Below are 16,757 nucleotides of genomic sequence, written 5' to 3'. Positions count from 1 at the left end.
GGGTGTTGAGTGGGGGGAGTCTGGGGTCAGACCGTCGCGTGCGCCTTCTCGGCGTGCGAGAGCGCGGCGAGGAAGCGCTCGGCGTCGAGGGCGGCCGAGCAGCCGGTCCCCGCGGCGGTGATGGCCTGACGGTACGTGTGGTCGACGACGTCGCCCGCACCGAACACGCCGGTCACGTTGGTGCGCGTCGAGGGGGCGTCCACCTTGAGGTAGCCCTCGTCGTCGAGCTCCAGCTGGTCCTTGAACAGCTCGGTCCGCGGGTCGTGGCCGACGGCGATGAACAGGCCGGTCACGGGAAGCTCGGAGGTCTCGCCGGTCTTGGTGTTGCGCAGCGTCAGGCCGGACAGCTTCTGCTCACCGTGGATCACGGCGACCTCGCTGTCCCAGGCGAACCGGATCTTCGGGTCGGCGAAGGCGCGGTCCTGCATGGCCTTGGAGGCGCGCAGCGCGTCGCGGCGGTGGACGACGGTGACGGACTTGGCGAACCGGGAGAGGAACGTGGCCTCTTCGATCGCGGTGTCGCCGCCGCCGACGACGGCGATGTCCTGGTCCTTGAAGAAGAAGCCGTCGCAGGTGGCGCACCAGGAGACGCCGCGGCCGGAGAGGGCGTCCTCGTTGGGCAGGCCGAGCTTGCGGTGCTGTGAGCCGGTGGCCACGATGACGGCCTTGGCGCGGTGGACGGTGCCGGCCGTGTCGGTGACGGTCTTGATCTCGCCGGTCAGGTCGACGGACACGATGTCGTCGGCGATGAGCTCGGCGCCGAAGCGCTCGGCCTGGCCGCGCATGTTGTCCATCAGGTCCGGGCCCATGATGCCGTCGCGGAAGCCCGGGAAGTTCTCGACCTCGGTCGTGTTCATCAGCGCACCGCCGGCGGTGACGGCGCCCTCGAAGACGAGCGGCTTGAGCGAAGCGCGTGCGGTGTAGAGGGCGGCCGTGTATCCGGCCGGCCCGGAACCGATGATGATCACGTTTCGGACGTCGCTCACGGGTCTCTTCCTCGTCTCTGTGGACTGCGCGCTGCTGGCCGGGGGCCGGTGTGGAGTCTCACCCCACCCAACGGATCCTAAGGCGCGTCCATTCCCGGCCCGTCCCCGTCCGGGTGCCAAGCTGTCAGCTCCGCGGGTAGGTCCTGGTCAGCAGGGGCTCTCCGGCACCGCCCGAAGGGGTGGCGGTACACCCGGCCCCCACGACGTACGCATCGACACGGCCGGTGTCTCCGGGGTGCGGGAGGACGAGGAGGAAGGCCTCGGTGCCCTGGTAGCTGCCGCGTTCGGCGGCGAGCGGGGCCTCCGTGCGGCCTGTGGCACCGAGGACGCAGGCGGGTACCCCGGCCGCGTCCGTGCCGACCGACCGGTCGCCGGGGTCGATGTCCTGGCTCTGCGGGGCGTTCTCCGCTCCGAAGGTGCTGTTCCCCTCGGGAGGGGTCGCCTTCTTCGCACCGTCGGCCGGGCCGAGGAGCCGCCGGACGCTGTCCTGGAGGCCCTGTGCGGTGTAGGCGCCGCCTGCCGGCGCCTGGGCCGTCGTACGGGGATCGGAGGTGCGGGCGGCGGTGTCGGGCGAGCCCGATCCGAACAGGCCCCCGGCGAAGAGGATGCCGAATGCGCATGCCGCGGCGCCGGCGAGACCGGCGGCGACCGCGATCCGGCGCCGGGCGCGGCGCCGGCCGGGGCCGGCTGCTCCGTCCGGGTGGCCTGCGGGCCGGCGTCCGCCCAGACGGGACGGCGTGCCGGCAGCAGCCCCGGAGGCGGTCGGCTGCGCGGCGCCGCCCGCCGCCGCGCCCGCGGCGTCGTCGCCGTTCCTCGGCGTGGTGGAGTCCAGCAGGGCCTCGGCGGCGAGGGCCGCATCGATGCGTCCGGCGACGTCCCCGGGCATGCGCGGCGGCCCGGGCAGCGTGCCGAGCAGGGAGCGGATCTCCTCCAGGGAGGCGAGTACGTCGGCGCACAGGGGGCACTCGGCCAGATGGCGGCGTACCTGTGCGGTCCGGGCCGGGGAGAGCAGGCCCTCGGCCAGGTCGGAGATCTCCGAGACGTCCGGGTGCCGGATCGTGCCGGCTGCGGGAGTCACGTTCGTCCACCTCCGCCCTTCACCGTGTCTGCTCCCGGGGCTGGATGACCGGGGTCTGCCGCTGGTGGGACGGGTGTCCCCGGCGTCCGGTTCCTTCCCCGCTCCGCGGCGGTGTTATCCCCGGCATTCGAGCGCAGATGAGTGAGCATCGGGACCAGCTTGGCCCGGCCGCGTGCGCACCGGCTCTTCACCGTGCCGGAGGGGACGCCGAGCACGTCGGCGGCCTCCGCCACGGAATACCCCTGCATGTCGACGAGGACGAGGGCCGCGCGCTGGTCGGCCGGCAGGGTCCCCAGGGCGGCGAGGAGCTGGCGGTGCAGGTCCTCCCGTTCGGCCGGGGCCTCGGCGGACTCGTGGGGCTCCAGGAGGCGCTCCAGTCGCTCGGTGTCGTCGAGCGGGGCGGTCTTGCGGACGGCGGCCTTGCGGGCGCGGTCGAGGCAGGCGTTCACGGTGATCCGGTGCAGCCAGGTGGTGACGGCGGACTCGCCCCGGAAGGTGTGGGCGGCCCGGTATGCGGAGACGAGCGCGTCCTGCACGGCGTCGGCGGCCTCCTCGCGGTCCCCGAGGGTGCGCAGGGCCACGGCCCAGAGCCGGTCGCGGTGGCGGCGCACGATCTCCGCGAAGGCGTCGGGGTCGCCTGCGGCGTGCGACGCGAGCAGCTCCTGGTCGCTGCGGCCGTCCGCCGTTGCTTCGTGCATCACACCTCGCTTCTCCCGGCATGGAGACTAGGGCCTGTCCGGCCCGAACACGAGGGGGCCGCCCCCCGGGTGCGGAGCCGCAGACGCCGAGGGCCGCGGTGCCCGGGGACGCTTGTCCCGTGCACCGCGGCCCCTGTGCCGTCCGGTCCGGCCGCGGCCGTCAGTCGACCAGCCCCATGACCTTGATCTCGTTGATGCCGCCCCGGAAGTCGCCGCCGCCCTCGGGCGGCAGCTCCGTGATGTGCACCAGCAGGTAGCGGGTCTTCACCGGGGCCTCGGGCTTGGCTTCCAGGGTCTTCCCCGTCTTCTGCAGCTTCGTGAGCTCCCGGGGGAAGTCGGAGAGCGAATGCGGAGAGGAGGCGTCGGCTGCGGCAGCGCGTACCTGGGCCTTGTGGCCGGCGGCGTACATCTCCGCTCGGAGGCTGGTCACCTCCTGCACGCTGCCGAGATCGACGATGACGCCGCTTCCGTCCTCGTAGTCGGAAAGGTTGCCGAAGTTCGGCTGCGACTTGAAGTGGAGCGTGATCCAGCCGGTGGAGCCGTCGCCGTCCACGGCCTTCGGCGCGTCCTCCCCCTTGATGGGCTCCCTGCCGAAGATGGTCGCGGCGCTGGTCTTCAGCTGCTTGGGCTCGCGCACCTTCGGCGGCTCGCCGGTGGGGGCGGCCTGCTGCGAGCCGCCGTTGCCGCTGTCGCCCTTGCCGTGGTCGAGGAGGGTGTCGGCCAGCTGCCAGCTGCCCAGGCCCAGCGCCGTGATGAGCAGCGCGGACACGGCCCACTTCAGGACGCGGCCCGCGCGGCTCTGCAGCGGGGGCGGCGGGGGCACGATGAGCTGGGTGGCAGCAGCACCGGGGTGTGTCGGCGGGCGGCCGTAGCTGCCCTGCTGGTAGGTGGTGTGCTGGTACTCGGGCGGTGCCGTGAAGGCGGGCTCCGGCGGTCTGATCCGCGGCATCGCGGCGACGGCCTTGGCCAGCTCCTCCGGCGTGGTGCAGGGGGGTTCCTGCCGCGAGGCGGTCGCCCCGTCGTTGACGAGGGCGCGCATGGCGAGCTGGCCCAGACCGCGGTGGACTCCGGCGCGCACCTGGTCCGGGGGAATCAGGCCGAGGTCCTTGGGAAGGCCGGCGAGCCCGTAGGCGTCGTTCTCGTAGGGCCAGCGCTGCGTGAGGGAGGCGTACAGCAGCGCACCGATCGCTTCGGTGTCGGTGCGCTGGGGGGTGTCGCTGGTGATGCCGCGCAGTGCCGCGTTCACGGCGAGGCCGCGGATGCGGTACTGACCGGTGGAGGTCCGCAGTATCGCGCCGGGTGTGAGCCGGAGGTGGGAGAGGCCTTCGCGGTGGGCGGCGGCCATGGCCTGGGAGACCTGGCTGACGAGCTGGTAGGCCTCGTGGGGCTCCAGGGGGCCGGCGGCGAGGAGGGAGGTCAGCTCGGTGGCGTCGGGCAGCCACTCGTGGACCACGTAGACCAGGTCGTTCTCCTCCACCGCGTCGAGGACCTGGACGAACCGGGGGTCGCCGAGCAGCGCGGAGGAGCGGGCCGCGGCCAGGACGGAGCGGGCGCGGGGGTGGTCGGCGGGCAGCAGGTGGACGCCGACGGCACGGCGCAGCTTCTCGTCCACCGCGCGCCAGCTGCTGAATCCGTCCAGACGGGTGACGCACTCCTCGAGGCGGTAGCGCCTGGCGAGCTTGTGGCCGCTGTGGAGTTCCGGGGCCGCGGCCGGTGCCGCAACCCTGTGTTCGCCGTCCCTTTCCTCGGGGACGGGTTTGTCCGCGGCTCGTCCGTCCTGGGTCTCCACCCCGTCGGCCGTGGCCTTTGCCGCACCAGCGGCGGGCGGCTGGTCGCCGCCGTTGTCGGCCACGTCGACGGCAGCCGTGCTACGTTCCGCCACCGTCGTTCCTGCCTCCCCATCCGTTACGCGCTGTCGGCCAGTCTGCGAAGCCATGCCAATTGTGCCCACAGTCCGGCGCTATGCACGACACGCGAAGGAGTGCGACGGTTGTGCGCATCAGCGCCCCATGCGTCCGCGAACCATCCCGACCATGGCGTTGAGCTCCTCGATGCGCATGCGCTTGGCGGCCAGGAGGAAGACGGCGGCCAGGGCGATGAGACCCACGGTCAGCGAGGCGAGGGAGCCGGCGACTCCGCTGCCCAGCCACTGCGTGACCGCGTACGCTGCGCCGCCGGCGACGGCGGCCGCGGGGATGCAGGCGCCGGTGAGGCGGGCGTAGGTGCGCCGCACGTGGGCGCCGTCGAGATCGCCGCCCAGACGCTTGCGCAGCCGCTTCCAGGCGACGCCGACACCGACGGCGTAGCCGAGGCCGTAGGCGCCGGCCATGCCGACGACCGCCCAGCGGGCCGGGAGCACGAAGAACGCGGCGGTGGACACGGCAGCGTTGACGGCGGCCACGATGACCGTGTTGTAGAAGGGCGTGCGCGTGTCCTCGTAGGCGTAGAAGCCGCGCAGCACCACGTACTGGACCGAGTAGGGGATGAGGCCGAGCCCGAACGCCATCAGCACGTAGCCGATGTTGCGGGCGCCGTCGCCGGAGCCCGCGTACAGGAGCGTCGCCATCGGGACGCCGAGGGCGAGGAAGGCGAAGGCGCAGGGCACGATCGCGACGGCCGAGGTGCGCAGGCCGTAGGAGATGTCGTCGCGGACGGCGGCCGCGTCGCCGTCGTGGGCGGAGCGGGAGATGCGGGGCAGGACGGCCGTCATGACGGAGACGGTGATGATGGCCTGCGGCATCTGCCACAGCAGCAGCGCGTAGTTGTAGGCGGTGATGCCGGTACCGGCGTGGCCCTGCTTCTCGGCGACCGAGCCGGCCCAGGTGGCGAGCTGGGTCACGACGACGAGGCCGACCTGGTTGGCGAGGACGAAGAAGAACGTCCACTTGGCGAGGCGGGCGGCCTTGCCGAGGCCGTGGCCCTTCCAGTCGAAGCGCAGGCGCGGGGAGAAGCCGGCGTCGCGCAGGTACGGCAGCATCGCCAGCGCCTGCACGGTGAGGCCGAGGAGGGTGCCGAGGCCGAGCAGGCGCACGCCCTCCGGGGTGACGGTGGCGGCGCTGACACCGGAGCTGGTGAAGCCGCCGAAGGCCCAGATGAACGCCCCGAACGTGGCGATGACGACGATGTTGTTGAGGACCGGCGTCCACATCATCGCGCCGAACCTGCCGCGTGCGTTGAGGATCTGACCGAGCACCACGTGCACGCCCATGAAGAACATGGTGGGCAGGCAGTAGCGGGCGAACGCGACCGCGACGTCCATCTGGTGCGGGTCGGACGCGATCTTCGGCGACATCATGGTGATGAACACCGGTGCGGCGAGCACGCAGATGGTGGTGATGGCGGCCAGCAGGACGACGACGAGGGTCAGCAGCCGGTTGGCGTAGGCCTGGCCGCCGTCGCTGTCGTTCTTCATGGCGCGTACGAGCTGGGGGATGAAGACGGCGTTGAGCGCGCCTCCGCCGACCAGCACGTAGATCATCGTCGGCAGCGTGTTGGCGATCTGGTACGTGTCGTTGAACGTGCCGACGCCGATCGCCGCGGCGATGACGAGGGTCCGCAGGAAGCCGGTGATGCGGGAGACGATCGTTCCGGCGGCCATCAGGGCGCTGGACTTCAGCAGCCCGGAGGCCCGGCCGGCCGGCTTGGCCGGGGCCGGGGCCGCGACGGGGGCGTCCTCGACGGCCGCCCCGGGCGCGGCCTGCTGGTCCCGGTACAGATGGGCGAAGGCGTCGGTCTGCGGCTCGTCCTCCCCGGCGGTGGTGACCAGCGCGTCGACGCCGACGAACTCGGTGGTTCCCGCGCGGTCGCCGTACGGGAGGTGGCGCGAGGGGCCGTCCGGCTCCGGCGGCGGCGTCTGCGCCCACACGCGCGGGTCGGGGGCGGGCGCGGCCGTCTGCGGCGCCGCGTACAGCGGCCCCGGCTCCTGGTAGGTGCCCGGCGGCGGCGGGGGGTGGGAGGCCCGGTCGTAGAGCACCTCGGCCACGGGGTCCTGCGCCGAGAGGTCGTGCGACCGGTAGGGGTCGCGGTCGTAGGCGTCCTGGACGTACGGGTCCCGGTCCGGGCCGGGGGCGGGCGCGGGAACCTGCCCGGGCGGCGCGGCGCCCGGGTCGGCGCCCGGGTAGGGCGCGGGCGCGCCAGTGCCCTGCGCGCGGTCACCGTCGTACGGCGCGTTCATCGAAACCCCACCTCATCGTCCCCAGGCCGGCCGGCCACGGCATCGCTCAACGGTCCACTGTCTCACCCGCGCCGGACCGGCCCGTGCTTTGTGCTCCGGTGTCCGGGGTGCCGTCACTCGGCTGCATGCCGTCGGCCGGCTGCACACCCTCGGCCGGCTCCGCGGCGTCCGCGGCGGGCTGCCCGCCGTCGCCGGCCGGCTCTGCGGCCTCCTCCGCGGCGGCCCGGGCGGCCACGCGCTTGCGGCTGGCGTACATCTTGACGCCTGCCAGCACCAGGAGGAGGACACCGCCCGCGATGACGAGCATCACGGTCGGGGTGATCTCGGTCGCCTCCACCGTGAACCTGCGCTCCTTGCCGTAAGGGACGCCGTTCTCGGTGAAGAGCTGGGCGGTGACCTCGACGGGGCCGCTCGCCGTCGCGTTCGCGGTGAACTTCACCGTCTGGCTGTGCCCGCCCTGGACGGTGACCTGCTGCTCCGCCTCCCCGCTCTTGCCGAACACCAGGCGGGTCGGGTTCGCCGACTTCACCCGCAGGACGAGGCCGCGCACGTCCTGGACGAGGCTGTTCTGGACGCTCACCGGGATCGTCGCGCTGTGGCCGGACAGGGTGGCGTCGGACTTGGGGACGACCTTGACCTTCTCGGTCAGGCCGACCAGGTACTGCTGGACCTGGTTGCGGTAGTGCCCCGCGTCCTGGGGGCGGCCGCGCCACGAGGTGGACATCTCACGGTTCGTGGTGTTCCCGAACGGGATCTCGACGCGGTCGGGCGCCGTCAGGATGGCCTTGAAGTGGTCGAGCGTGTTCAGGGTGGTGCGCATCTTCTCGAAGGCGGCGACGGGCAGTTCCGTCTTGCGCAGCGCGTCCGGGTACTGCCCGGCGCCCGGCACCTGGGTGTTCACGCCCGCGTCGGGCTTGGCGGCGGCCGCGGCCTCCAGGTCGGCGGGCTGCGTCCAGCGGCCCGCCTGGAGGGCGCGGAGGGCTTCGGCCATGGACTGGGCCTGGCTGGCGGTCGGCATCCGCTGCGGGGTGACGACGAAGCTCCGCTGGCTGTCGGTCTTCTGCAGGTTCAGGGCCAGGCTGTGCGCGAGGAAGCGCTGCACGGCGAGGGTGGAGTTCGCGGCGCTCAGCATGTCGCCCTCGAAGGCCGTGGACAGGTCGGCGTCGGCCACGACGGCCGTGGCGCCCGCGCCGATCGGGCGGGCCGCCGACGGGGTGTAGCCGAGGGCTCCGGTCTCCTGCAGGCTGTCGCTGCGCGCCAGCACGTGGTGCGCGCCGGCCGAGGTGGCCACGTTCACGATCGACGGGTCGATCGCGCCGTCGACGGGCCAGGAGAAGTCGGTGGACGGGGTGACGTGCAGGACGGTCTCCACCGCCTGCTTCGCCTTGTCCGTGGCCGGCCGGAGCTGCCCGAGGGTGCCCGAGACGTCCTTGCCCTGGTGGGCGAGGGAGGCGATGTCGGGGTCGGCGAACGGCAGGGCCACGACCTTCTTGCCCTGGACCGCCGCCTCCAGGGAGGCGAGCCACTGCTCGGCGACGGCCTTGTTCCGGCCCTGGACCACCCGGCCGTCCGGGGTGCGGTAGCGGTAGCCCTTGGTCATCGCGTCGACCGTGTACAGCAGGTCGGGGTCGATGACCCAGGTGATCGGCAGCTCCTTGCCGAGGGAGACCATCCGCTCCAGCCGCCCGCCGGTCCGGAGCTCGTCCGCGAGGGAGTCGTCGAGGAAGACCGGGGTCTGCACCTCGTCCGAGCCGGTCTCCGCCGTCAGGCGGGTCGTGGAGATCAGCGGCCACAGGTACGTCAGCTGGGAGCGCTTGGCGGCGGGCTCGGGCTGCCACGGCAGGAAGGTCCGCTTGATGCCGAGGACCTGCTCGTAGGGGCGGCTGTCGGTCTCGCCGGAGAGGGAGACGCCCAGCGGGTAGACGCCCTCCTTCCCCAGCTCCAGCTTGTTCACCGGGATCGTCAGCGTGAACGTCTGGCTGACCTTGGAGGGCAGCGAGGCGATCTTCACCGAGTACGCCTGGTCGACCTCGCCGGGATCGGTGCCCGCCCGGAAGCCGGTCCGGTCCGCGGCCTCGTCGATCGAGGTGCGGTCGCTCAGGGCGGAGCCGACCCGCAGCCCCACGTGGGCCGCGGTGATCGTCTCGCGGCCGTTGTTGACCACCGTTCCGGAGATCGTCAGCGTGTCGCCCTTGACCGGGGCGGCGGGAGCCACTGTGGTGAGTTGCACATCCACGGAGCCCGTCTCGGCCGCCTCCGCCGGGGCGGGTGGCTGGACGAGGGCGCCGAGCAGCGGCGTCCCGCAGAGCAGGACGACGGCGCGCCGCAGCCAGCGGCGCCGGGCAGGAGCGGGGGAAGCCCCCTGGATGTCTGCCGGCTCGGCCACGCGCTAACCCGTCCCTCGCAGTGTCAGTGGTCGTCGTTCGTGCGTCCAGGAATGGTAACGAGACCCGCCGGGCGCGAGTGCCGCGCCTTGCTCCACATGATCGGCCCGGCATCGGAGCCGCCGGAGGGCGGGGTGCCGGAAACGGGGGAGCCCCCTCCGGGCGGGGCACGTACCCTTTTCTGTTGTGCCGAACGCCAATGAAGACACCCCCAGTGCCCTGAGTCAGGTGCAGAGCCGTGCGGTCAGCGAACTGCTGCGGGTCGCGCCTGCCGCCGACGAGCTCGGCCGCCTTTTCCAGGAGGCGGGATTCAGCCTCGCCCTGGTCGGCGGGTCCGTCCGCGACGCGCTGCTCGGCCGTCTCGGCAACGACCTCGACTTCACCACCGACGCCCGCCCCGAGGACGTCCTGAAGATCGTCCGTCCATGGGCGGACTCGGTCTGGGACGTCGGTATCGCCTTCGGGACCGTCGGTGCCCAGAAGGACGGCTTCCAGATCGAGGTCACGACGTACCGCTCGGAGTCCTACGACAGGACCTCCCGCAAACCCGAGGTCTCCTACGGCGACTCCATCGAGGAGGACCTCGTCCGGCGCGACTTCACCGTGAACGCGATGGCCGTGGCCCTCCCGCAGAAGGAGTTCGTCGACCCGCACGGCGGCCTGGAGGACCTGCGGACGGGGGTCCTGCGCACGCCGGGCACCCCGGAGGACTCCTTCTCCGACGACCCGCTGCGGATGCTGCGGGCGGCGCGGTTCGCCGCCCAGCTCGACTTCGAGGTCGCGCCGGACGTCGTGGCCGCGATGAAGGCGATGTCCGAGCGGATCGAGATCGTCTCGGCGGAGCGGGTGCAGGCCGAGCTGAACAAGCTCATGCTCTCCGCCCACCCGCGCAAGGGCCTCGGCCTGCTCGTCGACACCGGGTTGGCCGACCGGGTGCTGCCCGAGCTGCCGGCGCTGCGGCTGGAGAGTGACGAGCACCACCGGCACAAGGACGTCTACGAGCACTCGCTGATCGTGCTGGAGCAGGCGATGGCACTGGAGGAGGACGGCCCGGACCTGGTCCTGCGGCTCGCCGCGCTCCTCCACGACATCGGCAAGCCCCGCACCCGCCGCTTCGAGAGCGACGGCCGGGTCTCCTTCCACCACCACGAGGTGGTGGGCGCCAAGATGGCCAAGAAGCGCATGACCGCGCTGAAGTACTCCAACGACATGGTCAAGGACGTCTGCCGGCTGATCGAGCTGCACCTGCGGTTCCACGGCTACGGCGACGGCGAGTGGACCGATTCGGCGGTGCGGCGCTACGTCCGCGACGCCGGTCCGCTGCTGGACCGCCTGCACAAGCTGACCCGGTCCGACTGCACGACGCGCAACAAGCGCAAGGCGAACGCGCTCTCCCGGACGTACGACGGCCTGGAGGAGCGCATCGCGCAGCTCCAGGAGCAGGAGGAGCTGGACGCGATCCGGCCCGACCTGGACGGCAACGAGATCATGCAGGAGCTGGGCGTCGGTCCCGGACCCGTGGTGGGCAAGGCCTATGCGTTCCTGCTGGAGCTGCGTCTGGAGAACGGCCCGATGGAGCGCGAGGCGGCCGTCGCGGCCCTCCGGGAGTGGTGGGCCGCTCAGGCCTGATGCGGGCGGGCCCGCGCGATGTTTCACGTGAAACATCGCGCGGGCCCCGGCCCAGCTGCCGGGTCAGGGGCGTGTTTCACGTGAAACATCGGACCGCCGCCCCAGGTAGAGCGCGGTCAGGGCGTACAGGACCGCGACGCCCGCGAGGAGCACGGCAGACCGGCCGTCCGCGGGGAGCACCAGCGAGCTGACGGCCGCGGCTGCGACGAACGCGATGTTGAACAGCACGTCGTAGACGGAGAACACCCGTCCCCGGAAGTCGTCGTCCACACGGGACTGCACCACGGTGTCGGTGGCGATCTTGGCGCCTTGGGTCGCGAGGCCGAGGACGAAGGCTGCGGCCAGCATGGGCCCCGGAAGGAAGAACAGGCCGAGGGCGGGCACCAGGACCGCTGCCGTCGCGGAGCACGCGGTGATCCAGCCGCGGGTGCCCAGGCGGCCGGCCGCCCACGGGGTGACCACGGCCGCGGTGAAGAAGCCCGCCCCCGAGACGCCCACCGCGAGGCCCAGCAGGGCGAGGCCGTCGGACTCGGTGTCCGACCAGGCGTAGCGGCAGAGCATCAGCAGCGTCACCGTCAGGGCCCCGTAGCAGAACCGCATCATGGTCATCGCCGCCAGCGCCTGGGCGGCCTCGCGGCGCTCGGCCAGGTGCCGCAGACCCGCGGCCATCCCGCGCACCGTGAGCGCGACGCCCTGGAGCACGGACGGGTGCACGGTGCCGGGCGGATGGTCCGGCCCCAGCAGGCCGACGGCCAGGCGCAGCGACATCAGCGCCGCTCCGAGGTAGAGGGCGGCCCCGAGCAGGACCACGAGCGCGTCGGAGTCGGCGGAGAGGAACCGCAGCACGAAGGCGAGGCCTCCGCCGGCGGTTGCCGCGAGGGTCCCGGCCGTCGGGGACAGCGCGTTGGCCGTGACCAGCTGGGCGGGTGCGACGACGCGGGGCAGGGAGGCGGCGAGCCCCGCCAGGACGAACCGGTTGACGGCGGTCACCGACAGCGCCGAGGCGTAGAAGAGCCACTCGGGGACGGAGACGGCGACCAGCACGGCGGTGACACAGGCGAGCAGGGCCCGCAGCAGGTTGCCGTAGAGGAAGACCTGGCGGCGGCGCCAGCGGTCCAGGAGCACTCCGGCGAAGGGCCCGACGACGGAGTAGGGCAGCAGCAGGACCGCCATGGCCGAGGCGATGGCGGCCGGCGAGGTCTGCTTCTCCGGGGAGAAGACCACGTGGGTGGCCAGGGCCACCTGGTAGACGCCGTCGGCGGCCTGCGAGAACAGCCGTACGGCGAGCAGGTTGCGGAAATCCCTCAGGCGCAGGAGTACGCGCAGATCACGTACGACGGGCATGAGGGCAAGGTTCACACATGCGGAGGGTCCCCGGGCAGATTGCCCGGGGACCCTGGCGGAACGGCGGATGAAGACCGGGGGACGGCGGCCCCGGCGCTCCGGACCGGTCCTGTTTAGCGCTCGACCTCGCCGCGGATGAACTTCTCGACGTTCTCCAGCGCCTCGTCGTCGAAGTACTGGACCGGCGGGGACTTCATGAAGTAGCTGGACGCCGAGAGGATCGGGCCGCCGATGCCCCGGTCCTTGGCGATCTTCGCGGCGCGCAGGGCGTCGATGATGACACCCGCGGAGTTCGGGGAGTCCCACACTTCGAGCTTGTACTCGAGGTTCAGCGGGACGTCGCCGAAGGCGCGGCCCTCGAGGCGGACGTAGGCCCACTTGCGGTCGTCGAGCCACGCGACGTAGTCGGACGGGCCGATGTGGACGTTCTTGTCGCCCAGGTCGCGGTCGGGGATCTGCGAGGTGACGGCCTGCGTCTTCGAGATCTTCTTGGACTCGAGGCGCTCGCGCTCCAGCATGTTCTTGAAGTCCATGTTGCCGCCCACGTTGAGCTGCATGGTGCGCTCCAGGCGGACACCGCGGTCCTCGAACAGCTTCGCCATCACGCGGTGCGTGATGGTGGCGCCGACCTGCGACTTGATGTCGTCGCCGACGATCGGGACACCGGCCTCGGTGAACTTGTCGGCCCACTCCTTGGTGCCGGCGATGAAGACCGGGAGGGCGTTGACGAAGGCGACCTTGGCGTCGATGGCGCACTGGGCGTAGAACTTCGCCGCGGCCTCGGAACCGACGGGCAGGTAGCAGACCAGAACGTCGACCTGGCGGTCCTTGAGGACCTGGACCACGTCGACCGGGGCCTCGGAGGACTCCTCGATCGTCGCGCGGTAGTACTTGCCCAGGCCGTCCAGGGTGTGGCCGCGCTGGACGGTCACGCCCGTGGTGGGGACGTCGCAGATCTTGATGGTGTTGTTCTCGCTGGCCCCGATGGCGTCCGCGAGGTCGAGGCCGACCTTCTTCGCGTCGACGTCGAACGCGGCGACGAACTCGACATCGCCCACGTGGTAGTCGCCGAACTGGACGTGCATCAGACCGGGGACCTTGGCCGCCGGGTCGGCGTCCTTGTAGTACTCGACGCCCTGCACCAGCGAGGCGGCGCAGTTGCCCACGCCGACGATGGCTACGCGAACCGAACCCATTCCGGTTGCTCCCTGTTTGTTCTCGGACGAGGCCTGCGCGGTGCAGGCCTCACTTTGCAGTTTCGTCGGGCGGGCCGGGTCGTCTCCGATCCCGTCCCGCCCGCTCACTCTCGATGAGCTCGTTCAGCCAGCGCACTTCGCGCTCCACGGACTCCATGCCGTGCCGCTGCAGTTCGAGCGTGTAGTCGTCGAGGCGCTCCCGCGTGCGGGCCAGTGAGGCGCGCATCTTCTCCAGGCGCTCCTCCAGCCGGCTGCGGCGGCCTTCCAGTACCCGCATGCGCACGTCCCGCTCGGTCTGGCCGAAGAAGGCGAAGCGGGCGGCGAAGGACTCGTCTTCCCACGTGTCGGGACCGGTGTGGGAGAGGAGCTCCTCGAAGTGCTCCTTACCGGCGGCCGTCAACCGGTAGACGATCTTGGCGCGGCGCCCTGCGAGTGAAGCGGCGAGAGCGTCCTCCGGGGCGCTGCCCGGTTCCTCGGCGAGCCAGCCGTTGGCGACCAGCGTCTTCAGGCACGGGTAGAGCGTCCCGTAGCTGAACGCCCGGAACACCCCCAGCGAGGTGTTGAGCCGTTTGCGGAGCTCGTAGCCGTGCATGGGGGCCTCGCGGAGCAGGCCGAGGACGGCGAACTCGAGGATGCCCGAGCGCCTGCTCATCCGCCTGCCTCCCCTGCAACCCTGAGCCTTATGACGAGCTGATGTATCGGCTCGATACATCCAGACGATAGAACGGGTGCCTTCCGGCGACAAGTGGCGATCTGGTGACCGGCATCACATCACCAATTCGCAGGATGCGAGTTGCCTGATTTGGGGTGAACTTCGGCACTGTTCGGGTTTTGAGCGTGCGTAGTCTTGCGGCGTGACACCGGGGGGATCGGAACTCACAAGCCGCTTCCAGGCCACTCGCCTGCCCGAGGAGTAGTCGTTCGATGAGCGAGCACCGCCGCAAACCGCCGCAGCCCGAAGGCGGCGGACGTGCCGCAGCCCGCAGGGCTGCCCAGCAGCGCCCCGGACGGGGCGCCGGGCCCGGGCGCAACGTCCCCACCGCGTCCCACAGCGGACCGTACGCAGACCCTCGCGGGGAGCACGGCGGCCGCGGAGCCCGGCGAGCCCCGCAGGGACCCGCGGGACGGGGCCGCGGAGCAGGCCGCCCCGACAAGCGGCTGATCAACTACCCGCGCTCCGACAAGGACGGCTGGCAGCGCTTCGTGCCGTCCTGGAAGCTGGTCGGCGGCACGGCCCTGGGCTTCTTCGCGATCGTCTTCGCGGGCGCCGGCATCGGCATCGCCGCGGTGGACACGCCCAACCCGAACCTGGCGGCCCAGGCGCAGAACAACGTCTTCTACTGGGCCGACGACACCCAGATGGTCGCCACCGGCGGCTCGATGAACCGGCAGATCGTGCCGATCGACAAGATTCCCAGGTCGATGCAGAACGCGGTGATCGCCGCGGAGAACGAGTCCTTCGAGACCGACAAGGGCGTCGACCCGATGGGCATCATGCGGGCCGTCTGGAACATGGCCAAGGGCGGCTCCACCCAGGGCGGGTCCACGATCACGCAGCAGTACGTGAAGAACACGTACCTGGACTCCGACCAGACGCTCAAGCGCAAGGTCACCGAGCTCTTCATCTCGATAAGGCTGGGCGTGTCCGAGGAGAAGGACACGATCCTCGCCGGCTACCTGAACACCGCCTACTACGGCCGCGACGCCTACGGCATCCAGGCGGCCGCGCGCGCCTACTTCGACAAGGACTGCTGGGACCTCAACCCGTCGGAGAGCGCCTTCCTCGCCGCCGTGCTCAAGGGCCCCAACCTGTACAACCCGGACGGCGGCATCGGAGACAACGCCACCCCCGAGGAGAACACCAAGCGCGCCCAGGCCCGCTGGGCCTGGGTGCTCGACCGCGAGGTGGCGGTCGGCCGCATGGACAAGGCGGAGCGGGAGAAGCACCGGGAGTTCCCCAAGCTCGTCGACTCCGAGCAGGCCCGCAGCCTCGCCGGCCAGACCGGCTACCTGGTCGAGACGGCCAAGCAGTACGTGATGAAGGTCGCGAAGCTCACCCCCGAGCAGATGGCCCGCGGCGGCTACCAGATCAAGACCACCTTCCAGAAGCCGAAGGTGGACGCCCTGGCCAAGGCGGTCGAGGACACCCGCAACGACTTCCTGGACGAGAAGGCCCGGCCCGAGTACGACACCTTCGTCCAGTTCGGCGCCGCCTCCGTCGACGTGAAGACCGGCGCGATCGTCGCCCTGTACGGCGGCCCCGGCATGGACAAGAAGTACTTCAGCAACAACGCCAACACCATCGGCGTCCCGGTCGGCTCGACCTGGAAGCCGTACGTCCTGGCGGCGGCGATGGAGTACGGGACGCAGAACTCGGGCGGCCGCGGCATCTCGCCGCAGAGCAAGTACCAGGCCAACGACCTGACGGTGATCAACAACCGGGACGGCAAGCCGCTGCGGGACGCGAGCGGCAAGCCGTTCCGCCAGAAGAACGAGAGCCCCTACCCGTACGGCTACGTGACGCTCCACGAGGCGATGGAGAAGTCGATCAACGTGCCGTTCGCGCAGCTCGTCTTCGACGTGGGCCACGGCAAGGTCCGGGACGTGGCCAAGGCCACGGGGATCCTGGACTCGTCCATGAACCCGAACAACGACGCCTCGTTCGCCTTGGGCACCTCGACGCCGAGTGCCATCCGCATGGCCGACTCCTACGCCACGTTCGCCTCCTCCGGCGTCCACCGCGAGCCCTACTCGGTGCGCAGCGTCCAGAAGGACGGCCGGGACCTGCCCGGGTTCGAGCCGCCCAAGGAGGAGCGGGCGATGGACGACTCCATCGCCGACAACGTCACCAAGGTGCTCCGGAACGTCGTCGAGAACGGCACCGGCACCAAGGCCCGCAAGCTGGGCCGTCCGGCGGCCGGCAAGACCGGTACGACGGACGAGAACAAGTCGGCGTGGTTCGTCGGGTACACCCCGGAGCTGTCCACCTCGGTGGCCCTCTTCCGCACCGACCCGAACTCGAAGGAGAAGGAGCTGATGTCCATGAAGGGCGTCGGCGGCACCGACTCCATCCACGGTGGCGACATCCCGGCCGTCATCTGGACCGCGTACATGAAGGAGGCCCTCAAGGGCACTCCGGTGAAGCAGTTCCCCGAGCCGGAGGACATCGGCGTGATCGCCGACGCCCTTCATGGACATCAGCTCCTTCTCCTTCGAGTTCGGGTCGGTGCGGAAGAGGGCCACCGAGGTGGACAGCTCCGGGGTGTAC

General features: G+C 71.3%; 11 protein-coding genes. 2 read left to right on the top strand and 9 right to left on the bottom strand.

What is annotated here, in order from left to right:
- Positions 1-26 precede the first annotated feature (26 nt).
- From trxB to EF903_RS07160, 6 genes are all read right to left on the bottom strand, one after another.
- Positions 27-986: a thioredoxin-disulfide reductase gene (trxB, locus tag EF903_RS07185; RefSeq protein ID WP_125542047.1), complete on the bottom strand. Its 960-nt coding sequence runs from the start codon at positions 984-986 to the stop codon at positions 27-29.
- Between the two features lie 124 nt (positions 987-1,110).
- Complete coding sequence (locus tag EF903_RS07180) at positions 1,111-2,064, bottom strand: anti-sigma factor (RefSeq protein ID WP_125542045.1); 954 nt, start codon at positions 2,062-2,064, stop codon at positions 1,111-1,113.
- Positions 2,061-2,762 carry an RNA polymerase sigma factor SigM gene (sigM, locus tag EF903_RS07175; protein ID WP_185902554.1) on the bottom strand — a complete coding sequence of 234 codons (702 nt, stop codon included), beginning with the start codon at positions 2,760-2,762 and terminating at the stop codon, positions 2,061-2,063. The genes EF903_RS07180 and sigM overlap by 4 nt, the downstream gene beginning before the upstream one ends.
- A gap of 160 nt (positions 2,763-2,922) precedes the next feature.
- Entirely contained in the window at positions 2,923-4,644 is a 1,722-nt protein-coding gene (locus tag EF903_RS07170; RefSeq protein WP_125542041.1) for a protein kinase family protein, read from the bottom strand.
- A gap of 117 nt (positions 4,645-4,761) precedes the next feature.
- Positions 4,762-6,936, bottom strand: a complete 2,175-nt coding sequence (gene murJ, locus EF903_RS07165) for a murein biosynthesis integral membrane protein MurJ (RefSeq protein ID WP_125542039.1) — start codon at positions 6,934-6,936, stop codon at positions 4,762-4,764.
- A 46-nt stretch (positions 6,937-6,982) separates the two neighbouring features.
- Positions 6,983-9,322 (bottom strand): DUF6049 family protein, encoded by a 2,340-nt coding sequence (locus tag EF903_RS07160; protein WP_185902553.1) that lies wholly within the window; start codon positions 9,320-9,322, stop codon positions 6,983-6,985.
- Between the two features lie 184 nt (positions 9,323-9,506).
- Between EF903_RS07160 and EF903_RS07155 the strand changes: the two genes are divergently transcribed.
- Positions 9,507-10,949 (top strand): CCA tRNA nucleotidyltransferase, encoded by a 1,443-nt coding sequence (locus EF903_RS07155; protein ID WP_125542037.1) that lies wholly within the window; start codon positions 9,507-9,509, stop codon positions 10,947-10,949.
- Between the two features lie 63 nt (positions 10,950-11,012).
- On the opposite strand, the gene EF903_RS07150 is transcribed toward EF903_RS07155, so the two are convergent.
- From EF903_RS07150 to EF903_RS07140, 3 genes are all read right to left on the bottom strand, one after another.
- Positions 11,013-12,293, bottom strand: coding sequence for an MFS transporter (locus EF903_RS07150; protein ID WP_125542035.1), 1,281 nt, complete (start codon positions 12,291-12,293; stop codon positions 11,013-11,015).
- A gap of 113 nt (positions 12,294-12,406) precedes the next feature.
- Positions 12,407-13,489, bottom strand: coding sequence for an inositol-3-phosphate synthase (locus EF903_RS07145; RefSeq protein WP_125542034.1), 1,083 nt, complete (start codon positions 13,487-13,489; stop codon positions 12,407-12,409).
- A gap of 49 nt (positions 13,490-13,538) precedes the next feature.
- Complete coding sequence (locus tag EF903_RS07140; RefSeq protein WP_114058332.1) at positions 13,539-14,141, bottom strand: PadR family transcriptional regulator; 603 nt, start codon at positions 14,139-14,141, stop codon at positions 13,539-13,541.
- A gap of 272 nt (positions 14,142-14,413) precedes the next feature.
- Here EF903_RS07140 and EF903_RS07135 point away from each other — a divergent pair.
- Positions 14,414-16,757 (top strand): transglycosylase domain-containing protein (locus tag EF903_RS07135; RefSeq protein WP_148142507.1); only part of this gene is annotated, 2,344 nt, incomplete at its 3' end.

Origin of the sequence: Streptomyces sp. WAC05292 (assembly GCF_003949955.1) — a bacterium.
GTDB classification, from domain to species: domain Bacteria; phylum Actinomycetota; class Actinomycetes; order Streptomycetales; family Streptomycetaceae; genus Streptomyces; species Streptomyces globosus.
This window is presented reverse-complemented; position numbering and strand designations above follow the sequence as displayed.

What these genes read in the sequence shown, in the direction of transcription:
- murJ (WP_125542039.1), bottom strand. Translation starts at nt 6,936, where the DNA reads ATGAACGCGCCGTACGACGGTGACCGCGCGCAGGGCACTGGCGCGCCC.
- EF903_RS07145 (WP_125542034.1), bottom strand. Translation starts at nt 13,489, where the DNA reads ATGGGTTCGGTTCGCGTAGCCATCGTCGGCGTGGGCAACTGCGCCGCC.
- EF903_RS07140 (WP_114058332.1), bottom strand. Translation starts at nt 14,141, where the DNA reads ATGAGCAGGCGCTCGGGCATCCTCGAGTTCGCCGTCCTCGGCCTGCTC.
- EF903_RS07150 (WP_125542035.1), bottom strand. Translation starts at nt 12,293, where the DNA reads ATGCCCGTCGTACGTGATCTGCGCGTACTCCTGCGCCTGAGGGATTTC.
- sigM (WP_185902554.1), bottom strand. Translation starts at nt 2,762, where the DNA reads ATGCACGAAGCAACGGCGGACGGCCGCAGCGACCAGGAGCTGCTCGCG.